At 61.3% G+C, this 19,481-nt stretch carries 18 protein-coding genes; 7 read left to right on the top strand and 11 right to left on the bottom strand.

Going from position 1 to position 19,481, the window contains the following annotated elements:
- Window positions 1-421: 421 nt before the first annotated feature.
- Together MAA8898_RS05690 and MAA8898_RS05685 are read right to left on the bottom strand one after the other, a co-directional pair.
- Window positions 422-3,037: an MAC/perforin domain-containing protein gene (locus MAA8898_RS05690; RefSeq protein WP_094020040.1), complete on the bottom strand. Its 2,616-nt coding sequence runs from the start codon at window positions 3,035-3,037 to the stop codon at window positions 422-424.
- Window positions 3,038-3,069: 32 nt separating this feature from the next.
- Complete coding sequence (locus MAA8898_RS05685) at window positions 3,070-4,323, bottom strand: hypothetical protein (protein ID WP_094020039.1); 1,254 nt, start codon at window positions 4,321-4,323, stop codon at window positions 3,070-3,072.
- A 109-nt stretch (window positions 4,324-4,432) separates the two neighbouring features.
- Between MAA8898_RS05685 and MAA8898_RS05680 the strand changes: the two genes are divergently transcribed.
- The 3 genes from MAA8898_RS05680 (at window position 4,433) to MAA8898_RS25720 (ending at window position 8,091) form a co-directional block, all read left to right on the top strand.
- Window positions 4,433-5,248 (top strand): hypothetical protein, encoded by an 816-nt coding sequence (locus MAA8898_RS05680; protein ID WP_094020038.1) that lies wholly within the window; start codon window positions 4,433-4,435, stop codon window positions 5,246-5,248.
- Between the two features lie 308 nt (window positions 5,249-5,556).
- Window positions 5,557-6,782, top strand: a protein-coding gene (locus MAA8898_RS05675) for an IS3 family transposase (protein ID WP_094020037.1) whose coding sequence is annotated in 2 segments (ribosomal slippage) — window positions 5,557-5,899 and window positions 5,899-6,782 — 1,227 coding nt in all. Because the reading frame shifts where the segments join, the coding sequence is not laid out codon by codon here.
- A 256-nt stretch (window positions 6,783-7,038) separates the two neighbouring features.
- Window positions 7,039-8,091 carry a GIY-YIG nuclease family protein gene (locus tag MAA8898_RS25720; protein WP_141194800.1) on the top strand — a complete coding sequence of 351 codons (1,053 nt, stop codon included), beginning with the start codon at window positions 7,039-7,041 and terminating at the stop codon, window positions 8,089-8,091.
- A 184-nt stretch (window positions 8,092-8,275) separates the two neighbouring features.
- Here MAA8898_RS25720 and MAA8898_RS05670 read toward each other — a convergent pair whose 3' ends face one another.
- The 8 genes from MAA8898_RS05670 to MAA8898_RS25715 form a co-directional block, all read right to left on the bottom strand.
- Window positions 8,276-8,668 (bottom strand): hypothetical protein, encoded by a 393-nt coding sequence (locus MAA8898_RS05670; RefSeq protein WP_094020036.1) that lies wholly within the window; start codon window positions 8,666-8,668, stop codon window positions 8,276-8,278.
- A complete protein-coding gene (locus MAA8898_RS05665; RefSeq protein ID WP_094020035.1) occupies window positions 8,665-9,990 on the bottom strand; it encodes a recombinase family protein in 1,326 nt (441 codons plus the stop codon). The genes MAA8898_RS05670 and MAA8898_RS05665 overlap by 4 nt, the downstream gene beginning before the upstream one ends.
- On the bottom strand, window positions 9,987-10,439 hold the full coding sequence (locus MAA8898_RS05660) for a DUF2924 domain-containing protein (protein ID WP_094020034.1): 453 nt from the start codon (window positions 10,437-10,439) through the stop codon (window positions 9,987-9,989). Before MAA8898_RS05660 ends, MAA8898_RS05665 begins: the two co-directional genes overlap by 4 nt.
- Window positions 10,436-10,639 carry a hypothetical protein gene (locus MAA8898_RS05655; RefSeq protein WP_094020033.1) on the bottom strand — a complete coding sequence of 68 codons (204 nt, stop codon included), beginning with the start codon at window positions 10,637-10,639 and terminating at the stop codon, window positions 10,436-10,438. Before MAA8898_RS05655 ends, MAA8898_RS05660 begins: the two co-directional genes overlap by 4 nt.
- Window positions 10,636-12,993, bottom strand: coding sequence for a phage/plasmid primase, P4 family (locus MAA8898_RS05650; RefSeq protein ID WP_094020032.1), 2,358 nt, complete (start codon window positions 12,991-12,993; stop codon window positions 10,636-10,638). The genes MAA8898_RS05655 and MAA8898_RS05650 overlap by 4 nt, the downstream gene beginning before the upstream one ends.
- Window positions 12,990-13,202, bottom strand: coding sequence for a helix-turn-helix transcriptional regulator (locus tag MAA8898_RS05645; RefSeq protein WP_094020031.1), 213 nt, complete (start codon window positions 13,200-13,202; stop codon window positions 12,990-12,992). Before MAA8898_RS05645 ends, MAA8898_RS05650 begins: the two co-directional genes overlap by 4 nt.
- Window positions 13,203-13,391: 189 nt before the next feature.
- On the bottom strand, window positions 13,392-15,113 hold the full coding sequence (locus tag MAA8898_RS05640) for a 7-cyano-7-deazaguanine synthase (protein ID WP_176445077.1): 1,722 nt from the start codon (window positions 15,111-15,113) through the stop codon (window positions 13,392-13,394).
- Window positions 15,114-15,222: 109 nt separating this feature from the next.
- Complete coding sequence (locus MAA8898_RS25715) at window positions 15,223-15,951, bottom strand: hypothetical protein (RefSeq protein ID WP_176445076.1); 729 nt, start codon at window positions 15,949-15,951, stop codon at window positions 15,223-15,225.
- A gap of 429 nt (window positions 15,952-16,380) precedes the next feature.
- Between MAA8898_RS25715 and MAA8898_RS05630 the strand changes: the two genes are divergently transcribed.
- The 4 genes from MAA8898_RS05630 (at window position 16,381) to MAA8898_RS05615 (ending at window position 19,131) form a co-directional block, all read left to right on the top strand.
- The gene (locus MAA8898_RS05630; RefSeq protein WP_245853249.1) at window positions 16,381-17,655 is read left to right on the top strand and encodes a site-specific DNA-methyltransferase; all 1,275 of its coding nucleotides are present in this window, start codon (window positions 16,381-16,383) and stop codon (window positions 17,653-17,655) included.
- Window positions 17,652-17,861, top strand: a complete 210-nt coding sequence (locus MAA8898_RS05625; RefSeq protein ID WP_094020027.1) for a DUF7220 family protein — start codon at window positions 17,652-17,654, stop codon at window positions 17,859-17,861. The genes MAA8898_RS05630 and MAA8898_RS05625 overlap by 4 nt, the downstream gene beginning before the upstream one ends.
- Window positions 17,861-18,355: a phage terminase small subunit P27 family gene (locus MAA8898_RS05620; RefSeq protein WP_094020026.1), complete on the top strand. Its 495-nt coding sequence runs from the start codon at window positions 17,861-17,863 to the stop codon at window positions 18,353-18,355. The genes MAA8898_RS05625 and MAA8898_RS05620 overlap by 1 nt, the downstream gene beginning before the upstream one ends.
- A 77-nt stretch (window positions 18,356-18,432) precedes the next feature.
- On the top strand, window positions 18,433-19,131 hold the full coding sequence (locus MAA8898_RS05615; RefSeq protein WP_094020025.1) for a recombinase family protein: 699 nt from the start codon (window positions 18,433-18,435) through the stop codon (window positions 19,129-19,131).
- Window positions 19,132-19,199: 68 nt separating this feature from the next.
- On the opposite strand, the gene MAA8898_RS26165 is transcribed toward MAA8898_RS05615, so the two are convergent.
- Window positions 19,200-19,481, bottom strand: a 282-nt coding sequence (locus MAA8898_RS26165; RefSeq protein ID WP_370738613.1) for a hypothetical protein, incomplete at its 5' end; no start/stop codon positions are given.

The following is a 19,481-nucleotide window of genomic DNA, read 5'->3' as shown; positions in this document are numbered from 1 at the left end:
TTTTTGATGCTGGCCAAAACTTCGGCCAGCAAACGTCACTGCGTATTAGCCAACCACATTGTGGTCCGTGCCATATGGAAAGCCCGTGATATTCTCATTCCCGTCTTCGGTAATTATAAGGAGGTCGTGTTCCCTATAGACGCTATCTTTCGGTCAGCTCCGCCGATGGTTATCGCTTCCTTATTTTTGGATGGGCGCGTGAATGACGCAATGGAAACACGCCTCGCAGAGCCTCAGCAAGCGACCGGTTCGGTTGGTAGGCTTTTCGGAGCATTGGGGGTTGCGAGCTATGCAAATTAAGCACTGTTTGAATAAACTAGAGAGCGACAATCCGGGGCCAAACAACCCGCCAGTGTCGCTTGTACAATAACGCGTTTCTGAACCTTAAAACGCCGGGCCGAGGTCGCTAGGGGCCCACTTGTCAGTCGCCAGCAAGGAGATCTGACACATTCGTGCCCTTCAGACCGAATACAAGGTCAAGGCTGACGCCCTGACAGATCATGGCGTCCTCGCCGGACCATGCCATTGGTATCACTACGTCCACCGGGTTCAGATCAACAGGGGCAAACGGCTGGACGTCGGGATAGGTGCGGATTTCGGCGTTTGGAACAGGCTCGGCCTCGCGAACCGACGCAAGGATCCCCTTGCATTTTGGTATTCTCTCGGAGCCGCCTGTGTCGCCCGCCGGTTCGTAAGAGAGTCCGAACTGGACAGCGCAGATATCCTGTTTGTCGACAGCCACGAAACCCGGCCGGCATTCCCAACCTTCGAACACACCACCAAGCGAGATACCCGGGCCGCCTGATTGGGTTACATATTTTGGCGCAGCGAATGCATTGGGGCCATATTTATAGCGGCAGTAGGCTTGGGGATCTGCAGTAGACGTGCCCTCGAAGGCGCAGAGGTAGGTTTTCTTCAACTCATTGAATTTTGCAAAACGCCCTTGTCCAAACTGTTCCTCGCAAACCTTTCTCATGTCCAACTGCTTGCTGCCAGACGATATGCTGCACAAGACGTCGGGGCCCGGAGAGGATACGGTCGCCCCGTTCCCCAGCAAGTCGATGCACGCTTTGTTCAGGTCCGGCACCTCGACCTTCCTTAGACCACCAAGGATCACGTTGAGCAACGTTCCTCCAAGGCCGGTGTCACCAGGTTGGCTTGGCTGGTATTCCACAAAGACCTGGCTGATGAATTGCGCCGCGCCAGCGGTGAGGGTGCCGTCCTTGTCAGTCAGCGGGATCGGAACGGCGGGCATGGTTGTCCATGGCTCGGCATAGGTGGTGGGCAGTTCGGGATCGTCCGCGACCGGGGTTTTGAGATACCCGACAACGGGGATGCCTGACGTGCAGCAACCCGCGGGTGTGGTGGTCGCGTTCGGTGAGCCGCTGGAAATGGCCTTGTCCCCGCACAGCAGATACGGCCCCTTGCTTGGGCTGGACTGGGTTTCGGAAAACTCAACGAACTTGATGAAAGGTGTATCCAAACCGTCATGCTTGGCGAAGGCCCTCTTGTGAACCTCTTCACCAATCCGGTTTCGCAATGCCACGAACACCTCGGGATCTGCCTTGAAAAGGTCCGAAAAGAAGGGCGGTGCAATCAGATCCGACACGGGCCTCAGGTCTGCAAAGATCGGTTTGCTCGGATCTCCGGTCGGGATACCTTCATTGCAGCCGTCACCCCCGTAGCACTCGGCCTCAACAGTCATCAACTTATTGAGTTCGCTGACTTTGTTGGACGTTTCTGAATCGTCTTTGACGTTGCTACACATCTTGGCCTGTACAAGCGACCCTTTGTATCCGGCGCACAGGCCAATGGCGAGATTCAGCCCTTTTTTGCGCGTCGTCACGATCTGGGATTCGTCCAACGAATACCGCCTGAAGCCCCGTGCGCCATAAGTGATTGCGTTGGAGTAATGCGTACCCCAAGTGTCAAAAAACAGTTCGAGGCGTTGCTCGAACGTGGCGGCGTCCTCCCCCTCTTGAAGAGCCAGGAACAGATCGTTCACGTCCGACACAAAGGGGTCACTCATCTTGGCAAACTGGCGGTTGAGCACGAGGCTGAATTTCCGCTCTGTGTACTGAGCTTCGAATCGGACTGTTTGTTTGTCGGAGCGTTCTTCCAAGTATCTGCTGGTGACCTTGTCGACGTCCACAGAGGCCGAGAAACCAAAAACATTTGCACTGGCCTTTACACCAATGTCCAACTTGGTGGCCTGCTCAAGATCGCGCCCCGATTCAATGGTCCGCAGTTTCTCGTTGGCAATCGCCGCTCCGACCGGGCGATAGGTCCACCCGAACGGAATGGCCACCTTGTTTCGTATTTCGAAGGCATAGGTGTCGATATCGGGTTCAACAAAGATCTTGTCCCCACACCCAGACGTTTCTTGCAGATTGATCGGATTGAGCTCTGAGAGCGTGAAGCACTTCAGGACCTCTTGGAAGTTGTCGCTTATCATTGTGAAGTTATCGCCCCAGGTTTGCGGGCGCTCGCGCACCTTATCCGGATCGTAGGACTCCTGTGGTCGATAGCGTGCAGGTTTGCCCGCTTCGATCGGAAAAAGACCCCCTGCGGCGGGGTCGACTTTAAGCTCAAAACAGGGGTCTGCGCCGCATAACTCGGTGCCATAAAGCAATTTCGCCAGCGGCGTGCCCTTTGACCCATCGCGCAAGTCGGTCACGTCATAGGTGTCCTCGGCGTCGGCAGCAGGCGTAACGCTCGCAAACACGGCGCCAACGTCGGAATTCAGAAAGTGCTTCGTCTCGCCGTTTTCGACCACCTGGACCATCTCGAAATAGGGCAGCGACACAAAGGTCCCGTGTGGACGACCATCGGCAAAAGGAACTTCGGCGAATTTTGGTTCTTCTTTGTCATGTCGCGGCGCACGTTCGTCTCTCCATACGCCGGTCAGATCCTGCGCAAGCACCGGGGACGCGATGCACCACAGCATCACCCCAAAGACAAACAGCAGGCTGGCAAAGGCAGGCTTGGTCGTTTGAGGCGCGCGCGTGATTGAATTCGCTGAATCGCAATAAGTCATTGTCTGCCACTTCCGTGCTAATCGTTGCTGCGTTAATGCTCGTGTTCTTCTTCCTTGCCTTTACCCTTATCCCGGTCCCGATCCGGCGACTTTTCATGGCCATGCTCTTTTGAGCGTTCTTCGTGCTCTCGATAGGCGCGCTGGGAAATATTGCCACCGGTTCGCGCGGCGTTCTTTGTTCGAACCATTGCCATGAGGTCGATGTCGTTGCCGAGGATTTCGACACTATCCCTGTCGTCTGTCGGGTCCGCGCTTTGGCCGTCTGGGTCGACTGCGATCCGGTCTCCGTCGTTGACGATCCTTGTGACGAAATCGACAATGCGCTGCCGGTCCACCTCGGGCCGCTCATAGTCGCGATCAAACCCCGTGAAATTGGCCTCTGAAACGGAGCGTCCACGGGCCCTTTGGAACAGCCTTCCCGGCGAGTCCAATCCGAAGACTGAGAGGCGCGGGCGGTAGGAAACGACACTGCCATTTGCCCCCGACGGCGCGTTCGGCAACGCCAACTGATTGACGGCAACCATCGTCCCGGCATCCCCCACCCTGCGACGCTGGTTTGCATCCACGGTGGTTTGCACGCTGGCCTCGCGGTGTTGCCCACCCTGGGTGGTCAAGCGCCAGACGCGCGCACCGTCGGGACCATCCGCGAACTCGATTTTGTGGTTTTCGGCTTCTGAAATCGCGCGAATGTCGGTTTCTGTTTCCTCCAGATCCATTTGGCGCACCAGAACGGAGTCTGCCGGCAACTGGATCTCCAGACTGTTGATGCATTCGAGAAATACTTCGAGAAAACGGTCGTCCGGTTTGTTCTTGTCTTTCGGAAGCGCATCGAATGGAAACCGGAACTCGCGTCCATTCAGTCTGATATCAAACGCGCGGTCTGACCCGACGCTGATACCGTTCTGGGGGTTCCTGAATGCCTGAGAAAGCCCTTCGACCATGTTGATGAAGGCGCTTGGGATCTCAGGCGGCGCCTGCAGCATCCAATGCTCTGGCATCTCCAACGACGAGCAGATCTCTTTCGCCCGGGCTTCGTCAATCAAGGCGCCGGATTGTTGCAAAAACAAATCTTGCGCGACGCCAGCCCTGTCCGTCCAGCGAAACATCCACCCACGCTCGGCACCTCCCCCTTCGCCATCGTGTTCAGGGTTTCGCGCCCAGGATTCAACTGTGACAGCGGGGGCCAATACGGCTTGCCCGGATCTGGATTGGTCTGGCTTGCGCTCGCCGTTCGGGTTGGTCTTGGCCATGATCCAGTCAGCCAACATGCGGTCAGGAATATTCATCGGGCTCTTTCCTTTGCGCGGGTCCGTCTTTCTCGATAGCGAGCGGGCTTGCCGGATGTGAAGGTTAAACCTACGGTAGACTTACAAACACAGGGTAGGCAAGCTTGGGATGACGGAAAAAGGCGATCTGGGCGCAGGGCTCAGCCAACAGGCGCGCGATAGTCTGCAAACGATAGTTGAGGCAGGACAGGAATTGCAGGCCGCGTTAACGACGCACAAGACCGATATTGGAAAGGCGCTGAAGGCCTCAAGTCGCCTGCAGGTTTATTTCATGGTTGCCGGCAAGTCCGGCCAAGGTCTGTCGGGTCATGGCCCGTCCGTCCCTGCTGCAGACGCGGCCCGAAATGCCGACCTGTACCATATCGACGGGCTGGGGCGCGTCACATCCATGACGATGGCATCCGCCTTAGAGCGTCACATGGTTGCGGCGCAGCCCTTTGTCATCGCGGGCGCTGGCACGGGGTTTGAGGCACTTGTTCAGGCGTCGCGGTCGTGGTTGGGGACCTTTGCCACGGATGGCATGGTTGTGCAGTATGTTGGTCTGGACCCGCAGCATTGGGACCCGGACACCGCGCTCGCCTTCCTGGAAAAGAATATCGTCTGTACGGCCGCCGTACTGGTTTGCAACTCTTGCTTGAACAAGGCCGGGCACGAGGCGTCCATCGTCGCGCACGGTTTTGGATGTTGGGTTGTCAATCGAACCTTGCGGCTCTTGCCACGGGACATGACGTGGTACGCAAGCGTTATGCAGATGGACGCGCTCGGATCGGCGGCGGCGATGGATGACCTTTTGGCGGCCAAGAACGAGGGGCTGGCCGCCATCTGCCACGTTCAGTCAAGCGAGGCGCGGGCGAACTTGGCTGACAAATTTAGAATTCCCAAAGATGTCCTGTCGCAACTCCCGGTGGACATAGCAGTCGAGTGACGGTGTGTTGGCGATGGGTGGCTGCAGATTTGGGACAGAAACTGTCCAAACGTTGGGGAGTAGCTCACATCACCGCCATATGAGAATGCCAACCTGATATGAGCCGAAACGGGTACAGACCGTCTGATCGCTTCAGTCCTTAGTAAGCTTCCTTGTCTCTACATAGGCCTTAGACCAGGCACTGTGCATTTTTTCTAAACAAGCGGCCCGCCTAAACCGGACCTTGATCCATCCGCAGCGAAAGGGCACTTCTGAACTGGCCCCCTTTTCGACCGGACACTTGGGCATAACCATGGAGGCTTAGGCATATGCCTGAGCACGTGCTTATGTCTGAGATAGAGATCATCACCGATGGCGGCCGTCGGCGCCGCTGGACTGCCGCCGAGAAGCTGCGGATCGTGGAGGAGACGCTGAACGACCGGGCCAGCATTTCGGTGGTCGCGCGCCGCAATGGCGTGGCGCCCAACCTGCTGTATCGTTGGCGTCGGCTCATGCTCGAAGGGGGAAGTGTCGCCGTGTCCGAGGACGATGAGGTCACAAGCAACAAAGTCGTCCGCCAGATGGAGGACCGTATCCGCGAGCTCGAACGCCAGCTCGGGCGCAAGACGCTGGAGGCGGAGATCCTGCGCGAGGCGCTGGACAAGTCACGGTCAAAAAAACCGACCTTGCTCGCGCGGTCGCCGCTGAAGGACGATTTCCGGTGAAGGTCGTGGCTCAAACCCTGGGGGTGGCCCGCTCGAACCTGATCGACCGGCTGAACGGGAGAACGAAGCCGCGGCGGCGCTATCATAAAGCGCAAGACGCGGCGCTGGTGCCGTTGATCATGACTCTGGTGGCGGCGCGCCCGACCTACGGCTATCGACGGATCACGGCAATCCTGAACCGCCAGTTGCGCTCCGAGGGCCTGGCGCCAGTCAATCACAAGCGGGTCTACCGGATCATGCAGGCCCATAATCTGCTGCTGGCGCGGAAATACTCCGAGCGTCCCGAGCATGTTCACGACGGCAAGGTGACCGTCATGCGCTCGAACCTGCGCTGGTGCTCGGACGGGTTCGAGTTCACCTGCTGGAACGGCGACATCGTGCGCGGTGCATTCATCATCGATGCCCACGATCGCGAGATCATAGCCTGGCGGGCGGTAGTGAACGCCGGGATCAGCGGCTCCGACATCCGTGACATCATGCTCGAGGCCGTGGAACGCCGCTTTGGCGGTCACCGCGCGCCTTCGGTCATCGAGATGCTGACCGACAACGGCTCGCCCTACCTCGCTAAGGACACGCAGATCTTCGCCCGCCAACTCGGTCTGAAGTCCTGCTTCACACCGGTTCAGAGCCCGCAAAGCAACGGCATCTCAGAGGCTTTCGTGAAGACCCTGAAACGCGATTACGTCCAGGTGACGCCGTTGCCAGACGCACAGGCCGTTCTCGGATTGATCGGAGGCTGGATCGAGGACTACAACGAAAACCACCCGCACTCAGGGCTGAAAATGCGCTCGCCTCGCGAGTTCATCGCAGCCCAATCCGCAACCGCCTGAGTGTCCGGTGAAACGGGGGCAAGACCAACTTCGTCCCGCGACCTTCCCCTCGGTCATCGAAAATGCTGCACGGTGTGCCGAATGACTGTTCTGGTGAAGCCGCATCGCGGCGTTAGATGATCAAGCCAAGGGCGGCTCTGGGCCGCGAGCGACGCTGTCGAACGTGGCCCTGAGGGCTTGCGCTGCGATGCCGCATGAGGGTTACGAGCCTGGAGCAGGAATTCAAGGTTGCCTCTTCCGAAGCCTGGGTTGAGAGTTGGCGGCAATGGACGGTGAAAATAACTTCTATGTCTACCTGTTTCGCGACCCAGCAACGGGCGAGCCTGTCTATGTTGGCAAGGGGTGCGGAAACAGGGCAGTATCTCACACTTGGGCCAAAGCTAGAACAAACGACCGACTAAGTAAGCTAATTGCTTCAAGGTCGGCGCAGGGCCTTGTTGTCGAACCTGAGGTCATCGCCAAGTCGAACGAAGAGAACGCACTACTGGTTGAACAGGCTCTGATCCACTTTTTCGGACGTGCCGATCTCGGTAAGGGTCCACTTTTCAACAACACGGATGGCGGCGATGGCGTCTCTAACCCGAGCGATACAGTCCGAGAAAAGCAATCTGACGCGCAGTACAGGCGCTGGGGCGGCAAGAAGATCTACGACTTCATTAACGCGTTCACTGGGGAGGCATTCCAGGGAACGCTAGTCGATCTTTCTCGGCACATCGGAGTGAACCAGAGGGCAGTTCAAAAATTGAAAACCAGCGGCGAAGTCCATTCTGTAGCTGGTTGGACTTTCAAGGGCACTGAGCAAAAGGTCAATCGGTACAACCAAGCGTACGATTTCGCAAACGCAATGACGGGAGAAAGATTCTCAGGAACCATCTCGACATTTTGTGAGACACACGATGTTGGTATCTCGCTCGTTTCGATGCTCATCAACGGAAAGGTTCGACATGCGAGTGGTTGGGTCCTATCCGGCAATGAAGCCAACCTCAGACCTCTGGAGTACGATAGTTTAGGGCATGTACGCGAGAAACAATTCCCTTGGGAAAACGCGAAGGCGACCGAGACCAGTCTCGCTGCATGGGCGAAAGCAAGAGAAATGTATGACTTCTGGCAGAGGGAGTACTCAGCAGATCCAAAGGTCGGTGGCAAAAGAATTATGAAGGCGATGGGGATTGTTCCTGAAGGAAGCGCCTTCTTGTATGAACGTGTCTTTCAGAAAGTGCGGGATGGAGTGGTCGACGTAGTCAACAACCGCTACTACGACGAGTTCCGAAAGGATTACCTATCCAAGAACGGGTCGGACCTACTCTGATTCTGGTTGGGAAGTGTATCAGAATAGGAGTCCGGGGCGCTCCGAGCGCTGCTATCGGACGACATGAAAGTCGCGAACACCCGACCTTCACCGCCGCTGAAGTATTGCATATGGCGCGAACGTCCAGTTCTGTTGCGCTGCATCTCAGTGGGTGGCTGCGCACCGAGTTGTCGGTTCGTGCCGTTCACGTCGATCGGGTAAAAGATTGTCGCTGGTCTTCCCATTCCACCGGGAAAGGCTCCAGCACCCGCGCCAGTGTCACCTCCGGCCTCTGCTTACCGGCCAGGATCGCCTCAACGATGTCAGGCGCGAGCAGTGTGAGCCGCAGGACGCGAGTTATGTAGGACGGCGCGATGCCTTCGCGCTCGGCCAGTTCGGCGATGGTGGCGAAATCGCCGGACTCCAGCAGGCGCTTCCATCGGAAGGCGCGCGCCAGCGCCTTGACCAGCGTGTTGTCGGTCCTGCGCGGCGGGGCAGCGCCGTCTGGCAGCTGCATCTCTTTTCGCCCGCCGCGCTTCACGATGCGGAACGGGACGTGGAGCGTCACGGTGTCCGGTATCGGCGCCGCGCGAGTCATGCTGTTTCTCCAATCCCGCCGGCAAGCATCTCCCGCGCGAGGCCGCCGAGGCCGTCCACGCGCAGCCGGACTTTCAAGCCGTTCACGCCGATGTCCACGCGTTCGACCAGCAGCGCGACGATGCGGGCCTGCTCGGCAGGGAAGAGTTCTCCCCACAGCGGGTCGAGTTGCTGCAGGGCCGTGCGGGCGTCGGCCTCGGTGATGTCGTCGGCATGGGCGCGCGCCGCCTTCCAAGTGCCCGCCACGACCTCGGGCTGGCGGAACACGGCGCGCAGTTGGTTGATTACGGCGGCTTCGATCTCGCCCGCTGGCACGCGGCCGACCGGACATGATCCGGCACCATGCTTCAACACCGTCTGGCTGACATAGTAGCGGTAGAGCCTGTCGCCCTTGCGGGTGTGGCTTGGCGAAAAGGCCGCGCCATCCGGCCCGAACAGCAGCCCTTTCAGCAGTGCTGGCGTCTCGGCGCGGGTGCGAGCGGCGCGCTTGCGGGGGCTCTCCTGCAGGATGGCGTGAACCCGGTCCCATGTCTCGCGGTCGATGATGGCATCGTGCTCGCCGGGGTAGCTTTCGCCCTTGTGGACCGCCTCGCCGATGTAGGCGCGGTTCGAGAGCAGCCGGTACAGGTATTTCTTGTCGATCTGGTTGCCCCTGGGCGTCCGGATACCGTGCCGCGCGACCTCTCGCGCCAGTTCCGTGGCCGAACCGATCTCGAGGAAGCGGGCGAAGATCCAGCGCACATGCGCGGCGCTCTCGTCATCGACCAGCAGCTTCCGGTTCTCGACGCGATAGCCGTAGGGCGGCACCCCGCCCATCCACATGCCCTTCTTCCGGCTGGCAGCGACCTTGTCGCGGATGCGCTCGGCGGTCACCTCGCGCTCGAACTGGGCGAAGCTGAGCAGGATGTTCAGCGTCAGCCGCCCCATCGACGTGGTGGTGTTGAAGGACTGCGTCACGGAAACGAACGTCACGCCATTGCGGTCGAACACCTCGACCAGCTTGGCGAAGTCGGCCAGCGAGCGGCTGAGGCGGTCGATCTTGTAGACCACCACCACGTCGACCAGCCCGTCCTCGATGTCTGCCATCAGCGTCTGAAGGCCGGGCCGGTCCAGCGTGCCGCCCGAGATGCCGCCGTCGTCATACTGATCGCGAACCAGCACCCATCCCTCGGAGCGCTGGCTGGCGATGAAGGCCTCGCAGGCCTCGCTTTGGGCGTGCAGCGAATTGAACTCCTGCTCCAGCCCTTCCTCGGAGGATTTCCGGGTGTAGACGGCGCAGCGGAGTTTTCGAACTACCTTGGATTTGTCAGCCACCTTGGTCATGCCCGGCCTCCCTGCCGCTTGAGCCCAAAGAAAACGAGCCCGTTCCAGCGGGTTCCGGTGATGGCGCGTGCGATCGCCGACAGCGACTTGTAGGGCCGACCCTGCCATTCGAAGCCGTCGGCGGTGACGGTGACGACGTATTCGAGTCCCTGCCATTCCCGCAGCAGCCGCGTGCCGGTGATGGGGCGGTCGCGGTCGAGGCGCATTCCGCGCTTCTTCTTGTCTCCTCCGTCCAGTTCCTCGCCCAGCCGCTCCAGACGCCGGATGGTCTCAGGCTTCAGCCCGCCATAGGCGAGTTCCTGGATGCGGTAAGCCAGGCGGGACTCGAGGTAACGCCGATTGAACGGTGGCGGTTCGCTGTCGAACAGGTCCCGCCACTGTTGCTTCAACTCCGGGGTTGGCGTGGTTTTCAGTGCGGCCAGGCGCGCGGGGATTGTGTCGTGGGTCATGCCGTTCTCCGTTTTGCGGTGGTTGCATGACCGCTCCGGTCGGCCGAGTTGTGTAGCGGAAAGTCTCCATCAGGCGCAGACAGTTGCGCGTTCTCCCGCATCCGGAGGCGGACCAGCCCGAGGGCCAGCAGGCGGCAGAGTTCGGCGCGGCGTTCGGCGGGAGACAGGAGGTTCGGGTTCAAGGCGTTGGGCAGCTTCATGCGTCACTCCCCTGGCGGCGGCTGCGAACCGCGAGGCCGCGCCAGAACCAGCCGGCCCGTGACCGCCCGTTTTCGAACCCGCGGGACCTGAGAGCTTCGCCCAGGGTCTTCTGGGAACCGCGGTCAGTGCCGTTCGCCTCTGCCCATGCACCCCAACTGGCGAACAGTGCCTTTGCCGTTGCCGTGTGGTCCTCGCCGATATCGAGCTCTTCGTCGATCCACTGGCCAACGAGATCCTCGTCGGCGAAGTAGGACCTTGAAGCCTCGAGTATTCTTTGCGGTGCGTCGAGACCTTTCTGCTGCCATTCGTGGTATCCAGCGATCATCCACGACAGGACCCCGCCAAGTTCCGTTTCAAGACGATGCGCGAGTTGCTTGTCGCGGCGATCAGGCGGAATGGTGATGTCGAACGGCACGAGGTGCAGGCGACGGCGCATCGCTTCCCCGACGCCGGTCAACTGCGGCCGATGGTTGCCCGCGACGATCAGCTTGAATGTCGGCACGAACTCGAAGAAGTCCTGGTAGAGAAAGCGGGCCCGGATCGGATCGCCACCGGTGATCGTCTTGATCCTGCTTTCCGCCCAGGCGCGACCCGGTTCGGTTTCCGAGACGGTGACCAGGCGCTTGCCACGCAAGCCAGCAATGTCTGTTGGGTGACTTGTCCCGCGACCGATCATGAAGCTGTCCAGAGGGGCGGTGGCGGCGTAGGAGCCGAGGGTCCTGGACACGGTTTGCAGAAACACGGATTTGCCGTTGGCCCCGGCGCCGTGAAAGAAGAAGAAGACCTGCTCGCCGGTGTCGCCGGTCAGGCAGTAGCCGCAGATCCGCGCCAGGTAGGCCGCAAGCGCGGCATCGCCCCCAGTGATCTCGTCGATGAAGCGCATCCAGGTGGGACACTGTCCCCCGGGGGACGCGCCGGTCGCCTGCGTAAGCAGTAGCGAGGGATCATGTGGCAAGATCTCGCCGGTCTGGAGGTCGATCACGCCTGACGGGGTATTCAGCAGCGCATCATGGGCGTCCCAATCCGAAGGACGCGAGGCAATTCTGCGGTCGCTGGAGGCAATGCGCTCGACCGCGCGGAAAGTCCTGTTGGTCGCGAGTTTCTGCGCGTCGCGCGGCTTCAGACCGACGGTCTCCTTGCGGACCACGCCTCGGATCTGGTGGACCACGCTCTGGGTTTCGTCGGTGGACCATGTCCGACCGTCCCAGTGCAACCATTTGCCCCAGGGAGCGACGTAGCGCCATTGCGGACCGAATTCTTCAACAAAACTGCCGGCGAGCGCGTCTTCACTACCGGCAGGCGGCTCCGCCCTCGCCGCCTCTGCGCCACCTTTGTTCTCGTCACCTGTCTCTTCATCGCTCGCCTGCCGCTGGTCCCAATCCGCGCGGTGGTTCCGCTGATCAAGTCCGAGCAGGGCATCGAATTCCCTTTTGAGCCTCTCCGATGGCCACGGGGGAACGATGCAGGCCTGATTGTAATCGACCACGGCGGCCCAGGCTTCTTCGACGGAACACTGGCCGAGGCGCGCGAGGCGCACCCAATGACCGATGACCTTCGAAAGCGCCTCGTACCTCGAGAGATCGTCCTCGTATCCTGCGCGCACCCGGGATTTCTGCAACTCTTCGACCGTCGGCCCAGTACCCCAAGGCTTGCCGGTATCGATATGCGGCGGCAACCCGGGCATGCGCGGCATGCGCCGGGCGTCCTCGAGCATTTCATCCAAATCGTATTCCCAGCCGGTCGAGGTCTCGATCGCCACCCAGGTGCGGACACCGTTCTTGCCGTGGATGGACCCAGGAACACGGATCGGCTGGGTCAGTTTCTGGAACGACGCGTCGGCATCGACCGCCGCAATCATCAGTTGACGGATCTCGACAACCTTTTCCAGTTCCGCGCCGGAGCAAGCTTCGGTCAACCTCCAGTAGAGATGCAGCTTGGCCTGGCCTTCGGGCGTGCGGCCGCCCGACGTGACAACCTCGGTGGCCAGACCGAGGTGATGTTCGAGGTGCTTGCGCTTGGCTTCGACATTACCCTTGTCGAGATCGACCGGGATCGCACAGGTCTCGAAGATATCCCCGGCCTTCGCGCTGCCGGGTGCCCTGACGGTGCAGGGCACGACATAGAGACCGCGCTGGTCCCTGGCCGCCGGTCCGACAAGATCACGGAGGCTGTCATACAAACCGCTGTCAACTGGCAGGTAACGGGATTGGGGCTTTGCATCACCCGTGCCTGTTTCGCGCAGCATTCGGACGGCAACAAAGCCCTCGCAATATCCAAAGAGCATGGTCAGGTGTATCTGGAGATCCCGGAGGTGCTGGTGGTCCGGCTCGGGCCCGGTGAAGGGCGCGGTCATGACTTCACCCCCGGTACGCGCGCGGCGGCCTCGTAGGCCTCGACGTCCTCGATCTTGTAGAGGATCGAGCCGCCGATCCGGTGGTAGGCCGGCCCGCTGCCGTTGCTGCGCATGCGCTGGATCGTGCGGCGCGTCTTCTTCCAGCGCTTGGCCAGTTCCGGTTCAATCAGGAACTTGGCCGAGGCGGTATCTTCCAGATCGTTTTTCATGCCCGAGACCTCGTAGTCTTCGGCGCCCGGCGCGCCATCCGAGGTCTATTCTGGCTCTGGGGGCGAGGCCCCTCAATTACGGGAGGAGCGCACCATGTGACAGACTGACGTGAAAATATTCAATAAAATCAGCGCCGCTCCTCCTGTCATGTGACAGGCCGCGTGACACCGTGTGACAATACCCGTTGGCTACCCCACGTTTTCGGGGGTGACGACATGGATCTTCGGGTTCAGAAAGTAGCCTTTATCGGAGCGGTTTCCGATCAGCAGGTCCTTTGGTGGTGGCATATCATAAATGGCTGTCCATGAAGCCCTGAAATCGGATTTGATGCGATGAATGTCCTGGCGAATGTTGTATTCCGTCGCATTCAATTTGTCGGCCAGTGCCCGGCCTGTCAAACCACGAAACTCCCGGATCGGGCGACCCTGCTGCCGGTCTTCGATCAGGACATCCAGCAGGCAGGACAGGATTCGTGCGCGCGGACCGGAATACCCCTGGATGCCAAGCACGTCGAAACTTGACGGCCCGCGGCGGACGACCTCGACGATATTGTCCGAGGCTATAGATCGTTCCATCCTCGGCGGGGGCGCTTCGGGACCTGGTGCGATAGCCGGTGTGACGGAAACCTCGGTGCGGGCATGGCTGGCAAACATGGCGGCGATCGATCTGTCGGGAAATTCATCCATGTCAGACGATGGCAGTGTGTTGAGGACACCGACGACAGCGCGACCATGACGCTGATGCATGTCGAAGGAACGGGAAAAGGCCGCCTTGCGATCCTGAACCGGCGAAGTCACCCGGAGTAACTCATCCATGAACGTCTCATTGAACTTCTCCGGCGGCATCTCCGCGAGGTCGATCGCGTGCCGTACCCATTCGACTGCCAGGGCACGCTCCTGCTCGTTGTCACGCACTCCGAAAAGGACGTCTGTCGCGTAATCTTCCGCCCGGTCCGACGCGGCCAGGCCATTGGCAAGGATCGCAAACCGCCGATCGAGGCACTGGGAACAGGACCCGCAATGCCGCTCGGCAGCCGTGCGCTTGAAGGTATGATTGCAACTGACTGTCCGACCGATCATGTTCGTCATCTTCAGTTCGGCGATGGACTGGACCACTTCGGTTTTGGTCAGCCATTCGAATGGATTGTTCACCTCAAACGGGCGTCCACTCACTTGGGACAGGAAATCGCTCAGGAGCATGAGGGTCCTCGGGTGCGTTGTCCGTGTCGCCAGGGTCCCGACGATGGGCGGGGCCAGGGGCAGGTTCTGGCTTACGATTCCATTCTCGTAGAATTGCAAGTGGTCGACGCCCAGCATGCGGGCCACTACGCAGCCGAGCGCGGCAAACAGCAGCGACCGGCTTCGCTGGGTGCTTTCCTTCGCAGGAGACCTTCTTCTGTGAACGTGTACGGGAATCCAGAGCAGTCGATCGCGGAACCGCGTTTTCAACTGCTCGATTAGTTCGGCCTGTCGCCGGATCGTCTTCTGCGCCGAGAAATGCGTGACCAGTGCGACGCGTTTTTGCGACCCGCAGAGCACCTTGAGTGTCCCGGCCAGAGAGTCGAGACCTCCCGAAAACATGATGACATCATCGATGCGGGTCTTGTCCGATGAAGTGTTTTCAAACCTGAAATAGCTTTGAAGCGTCGGGCTGAATTCCGCGGCGACAAAAGCGCAGTCGACGCAATCGTCGGTCATGAACTCTATGGTCTCGCGCAGTGCCTGGCGCACCACCGGACGATCCCAGAAGGCGATGTCCCGCACGGCGAACCGAAAGTGCAGGTCCCTGCGCCACGCACGACCTTCTCGCGGCTGGTCGAGGGCGCCTCGCGGAAAGGTCGTGTCGGCGCAGAAAACCGTCGCCGCGATCTCCAGCAAGTCGAGAAGCCGGGGACCGATCTCGGAGGTCATCCGGTACTCTATCCGACCGGTTTCAAGGCGGAAGTTCGCGTCTGGTCCTGCAAATCGGATCGGCAGGACCTTTTCGCCTCCGGATGCCAGGGCGCATCTGACCGATGTGTCAGGCATCGTCCCCGACTCTGCGCTGCAACTCTTCGTTGATCTTCTTGAAGGCTATCGCCGCGTATGCCTTTGACCTTTCGCGCAAATCGCCCCGGTTTGAAAAAGCGTTCTTTGCGTACCAGCCCGCCGAAAACTCCTTGATGATCCGCGTGGCCTCGGCGCTGAATTGCGAAAGCGCGGCATCGAAGACGTTCCGGTCATGCGCATCTTGAAACCGACGCCCGTCGCCGATCTGCGCGCCCATGGTCCGGTCCAGCCAATAGGCCAGCGTCTCGGCGGTCATGCGCGTGAAGAATGCACGCGCCAGTTCGGAAAACCCGGCAGGGCTGGAGAACTTCCGGACCGCTTTCGGAAGGTCGGCCGGTTCCGGAAACAACCCTGGCAGCTCTTGACTGAAGCTCGTGTAGAGGGCGCCTAACAAGGCTCTTCGGGCGAGGCTACCGACATCGCTGACTTCGCCGCCCTGACGACCTGCAGCATCAAGGCGCTGACCGACCGCTTCGAGCAATCCGATCAAGTCCGGAGCGGTCTCGACCGCCACCCCGTTGCGACGCAGGCTGGAAGCGAAATCGTCGCCTTGTCCCGCTTGTGAAACGATGACCAGAAGGGCCACCGCCTCGGCATAGACCGGGTCGTCAATGGCGTTCGAAAAGGTCTTTTGGGCAGCTCGAGCGGATGCAGCGACGACCTCTTCGGACGGCGCGCCTGAGGTCACGAGGGACGCCACGTCCTTCCACGCACGCGTGGCGGGCAGCCGCGGTAGCCGATTGTGTCCCAAGGCCTCCCCCCCTTGCCCGGATTTCGCGAGTCAAGCCGCTCAACCCGGAGCTGTCAATCTTTCGAAGCGCTCCGAAATAAGTTGTGTGAATTCATGCCTGTGACGGATGTGACGGATCAAAACCAACTTTGCCCATACGCGCGCGCGTGAAAGAAGTTTGGTTTTCTTCCGTCACATCCGTCACGCATGAATGCAACCGACCCGGCTGTGCGCTACCCCGCTGGTTTCTCGCGCTGGCGATCTCGGCGCTTGGCGGTCGCGGATTTCATTTCTTGTCGCGATTTTTCGGAAACTATCGAAATAACAATGCCCTAACCCCTGTGCTACACTCGCCGCTAGGCAGGCGCCGAAAGCGCGATCAATCAGGCGGTGGGGGTCATGGCAAAGCGGACGGCAGAGGAATTCGACGGGATGGCGGCAGCTGGTGCACGGGCGATCGAGCAGCGGCCGGTGGCCGACCTGGTGCCTTACGCCCGCAATGCGCGCACCCACAGTGACGTCCAATTGGCGCAGATCGCCGGGTCGATCCGGGAGTTCGGCTTCAACAACCCGGTGCTGGTGGATGGGGCGAATGGCATCATCGCCGGGCACGGCCGGGTGCTGGCGGCGCGCAAGCTGGGGCTGGAGCGGGTGCCGGTCATCGAACTGGCGCATCTCAGCGAGGCCTCGAAACGCGCCTACATCCTCGCCGATAACCGGCTGGCCGAGAATGCGGGCTGGGACCGGGAGTTGCTGTCGCTGGAACTGGGCGATCTGTCGGAGCTTGGCATCGACCTCGGCGACCTCGGCTTTGACGGCCCTGAACTGGATGCGCTGTTCGAACACGGCGCGGGTGATCCCCGCGAGGAGGCGACGCCGGAACCGCCGACGCACCCGGTCTCACGTCCCGGCGATCTCTGGCACCTCGGTCCGCACCGGCTGCTCTGCGGCGATGCGACGGACGCGACTTCCGTGACCCGCCTGCTGAACGGCGTGTGCCCGCACCTGATGGTGACCGATCCGCCCTACGGCGTCGCCTACGACCCGGCCTGGCGCAACGCGGCCGGCGCCACCAGAACGAAGCGCACCGGCAAGGTGCTGAATGACGATAGGGCCGACTGGCGCGAGGCCTGGGCACTGTTCCCGGGGGACGTGGCCTATGTCTGGCACGGCGCGCTGCACGCCAGCACGGTGGCGGAAAGCCTTGTCGCAACCGGCTTCGAAATCCGCAGCCAGATCATCTGGGCCAAGGAACGCCTTGTCCTGAGCCGCGGGCATTTCCACTGGCAGCACGAGCCGGCCTGGTACGCCGTCCGCGGCAAGGCGCATTGGTCGGGCGACCGCAAACAATCGACCCTCTGGACGATCCCCAACCGCGACCAGGACGCGGCAACGGTGCATGGCACGCAGAAGCCGGTGGAGTGCATGCGACGGCCGATCCTCAACAACTCCAGCCCCGGCCAGGCGATCTACGAGCCGTTCGCCGGGTCGGGCACCACGCTGATCGCCGCCGAGAGCACCAAGCGGGTTTGCCTCGGGATGGAACTCGATCCGGCCTACGTCGATGTCTGCGTGATGCGCTGGCAGGCCTATTCGGGCCAGAAGGCGGTGCTGGAAGGCGGCGGCCGGACCTTCGTCGACATCGCGGCGGACCGGCTGGAGACGGCGACATGAGCCAGTCACGCGGCCTGTCTGCCCTCGAGGCCATGGCAAATGTGCTGGTCGGCTGGTGCACGGCCTTCGTCACGCAGTTGGTGGTTTTTACAGCCGTGGGTCTGCAGGCAGGGCTCGGGCAGCATGTCACCCTGAGCCTGGTCTTCACCGCCGTCTCCTTTGCCCGCAGCTACCTGCTGCGGCGGCTCTTCGTGCGGCAAAGCTGATGGCCAGGAAACACAAGCCGAAGCCGCACACGCTGGCGAAGACACGCCTCTCGGCGCTGCCGCGCTGCCCTGACCATCTCTCGGACGTGGCGCGCAAGGAGTGGCGGCGGCTGGCCACGCCGATGGTCGAGGCGGGTCTGCTGACGCTGGCGGACCGGGCAGCCCTTGCCGCCTATTGCCAGGCCTATGGGCGCTGGGTCGAAGCCGAGGAACGGCTGAAGGAGACGCCGGCCCTGCTCAAGGCCCCCAGCGGCTATGTCCAGCAATCGCCCTGGCTGACCGTGGCCAACAAGCAGCTGGAGATCATGGGCCGGTTCATGTCCGAGCTTGGCCTGACCCCGGTGGCGCGGACCAGGATCCAGCCGACTCCCGAGAGCCAGAAGGCCGAGCCGATCACCTTCGTCTGGCGCACGATCGTCAACCCGGGCGACGATCCGGCCGAAGCGCCGATCGAGCACGTCAGGCGCCTGACCCTGCCCGGGAAAGACGACTGAGCGAGGCCTCTGCCGACTACACTAACCCCCTGATCCGATGTACAAACCTGCCAAACGAAGGTTGCGCAGGTTTGTACATGGGTCTCAGCAGGATCATCGCCTACGAGCGCGTCTCGACCGCGCGGCAGGGACGCTCCGGCCTCGGCCTTGAGGCGCAGCGGACCGCCATCGACGCCTTGGCGACCTCCCGCGCGGCGCAGGTCCTGGCCCGCTTCACCGAGGTGGAGTCCGGCGGCCGCAACGACCGCCCGGAACTGGAGAAAGCCCTCAACCTCGCCCGCTTGACCGGCGCCACGCTGGTCATTGCGAAACTGGACCGCCTCAGCCGCAACGCCGCCTTCCTGCTGACCCTGCAGGGCAGCGGTGTCTCCTTCCTCGCCTGCGACATGCCCGAGGCCAACGACCTGACCGTTGGCATCATGGCCCTCGTCGCCCAGGCCGAGCGCGAGGCGATCTCGAAACGCACCAAAGAGGCGCTGGCGGCCGCCAGGGCGCGTGGCGTCAAGCTCGGCAACCCGAACGGGTCAGCCGCCCTCAGGCGGGCTGGCAAGGGCGGCACGGCGCTGCAGCAGACTGTCTGCCGCAACGCCGATCATTTCGCAGAGGACCTGCGTCCAGTCATCGAGGCGATCCGTGCCGAGGGCCACACCACCCTGCGCGCCATGGCCGATGCGCTGAACGCCCGCGGCATCCGGACCCGCCGCGGTGGAAGATGGCATGTCTCGACCGTCAGCAACCTGCTGGGACGGATCGAGCGGCTCGAACAGGCGACCTGACCCGGGAACCAAGGGTCGTCTCGCCGACGGACAGGCCGTACGCAGCGCCTTCCGGGTGTCGCCAATCCTCAGAGCACGAAATCCGTCGCCGTCAGACCGATGACATTGGCCACCCGGATCTCGGCGTCGATGGTGCCGTTTCCGTCCGCGTCAAACTGCACGATTGTCGATCCGGTCGCCGTCTCGAACAGCCGCAACTCGGGGTTGCCCGAGGGCGCGAAACCCGCCGTGCCGCGGAATTCGAACACACCCGGCGACAGGCCTGCCACCACGATGATGTCCACACCCTTCTGGAAGTCGAGGATCTGGTCGCGGCTCGCGCCCGCCACCGTCTCTGTCAGGGCCCGGAA

It is taken from the genome of Antarctobacter aquimaris, from assembly GCF_900184945.1.
GTDB classification, from domain to species: Bacteria; Pseudomonadota; Alphaproteobacteria; order Rhodobacterales; family Rhodobacteraceae; genus Maliponia; species Maliponia aquimaris.
The sequence above is the reverse complement of the archived record's forward strand: the minus strand, read 5'-3'. Positions and strand labels throughout refer to the sequence as shown.

Excerpts from the sequence above, each read along its gene's own strand:
- MAA8898_RS05630 (WP_245853249.1), top strand. The coding sequence starts at position 16,381 with ATGGCAAAGCGGACGGCAGAGGAATTCGACGGGATGGCGGCAGCTGGT.
- MAA8898_RS05650 (WP_094020032.1), bottom strand. The coding sequence starts at position 12,993 with ATGACCGCGCCCTTCACCGGGCCCGAGCCGGACCACCAGCACCTCCGG.
- MAA8898_RS05625 (WP_094020027.1), top strand. The coding sequence starts at position 17,652 with ATGAGCCAGTCACGCGGCCTGTCTGCCCTCGAGGCCATGGCAAATGTG.
- MAA8898_RS05660 (WP_094020034.1), bottom strand. The coding sequence starts at position 10,439 with ATGACCCACGACACAATCCCCGCGCGCCTGGCCGCACTGAAAACCACG.
- MAA8898_RS05670 (WP_094020036.1), bottom strand. The coding sequence starts at position 8,668 with ATGACTCGCGCGGCGCCGATACCGGACACCGTGACGCTCCACGTCCCG.
- MAA8898_RS05615 (WP_094020025.1), top strand. The coding sequence starts at position 18,433 with ATGGGTCTCAGCAGGATCATCGCCTACGAGCGCGTCTCGACCGCGCGG.
- MAA8898_RS05680 (WP_094020038.1), top strand. The coding sequence starts at position 4,433 with ATGACGGAAAAAGGCGATCTGGGCGCAGGGCTCAGCCAACAGGCGCGC.
- MAA8898_RS05640 (WP_176445077.1), bottom strand. The coding sequence starts at position 15,113 with ATGACCTCCGAGATCGGTCCCCGGCTTCTCGACTTGCTGGAGATCGCG.
- MAA8898_RS05620 (WP_094020026.1), top strand. The coding sequence starts at position 17,861 with ATGGCCAGGAAACACAAGCCGAAGCCGCACACGCTGGCGAAGACACGC.
- MAA8898_RS05645 (WP_094020031.1), bottom strand. The coding sequence starts at position 13,202 with ATGAAAAACGATCTGGAAGATACCGCCTCGGCCAAGTTCCTGATTGAA.
- MAA8898_RS05665 (WP_094020035.1), bottom strand. The coding sequence starts at position 9,990 with ATGACCAAGGTGGCTGACAAATCCAAGGTAGTTCGAAAACTCCGCTGC.
- MAA8898_RS05685 (WP_094020039.1), bottom strand. The coding sequence starts at position 4,323 with ATGAATATTCCTGACCGCATGTTGGCTGACTGGATCATGGCCAAGACC.
- MAA8898_RS05690 (WP_094020040.1), bottom strand. The coding sequence starts at position 3,037 with ATGACTTATTGCGATTCAGCGAATTCAATCACGCGCGCGCCTCAAACG.
- MAA8898_RS05655 (WP_094020033.1), bottom strand. The coding sequence starts at position 10,639 with ATGAAGCTGCCCAACGCCTTGAACCCGAACCTCCTGTCTCCCGCCGAA.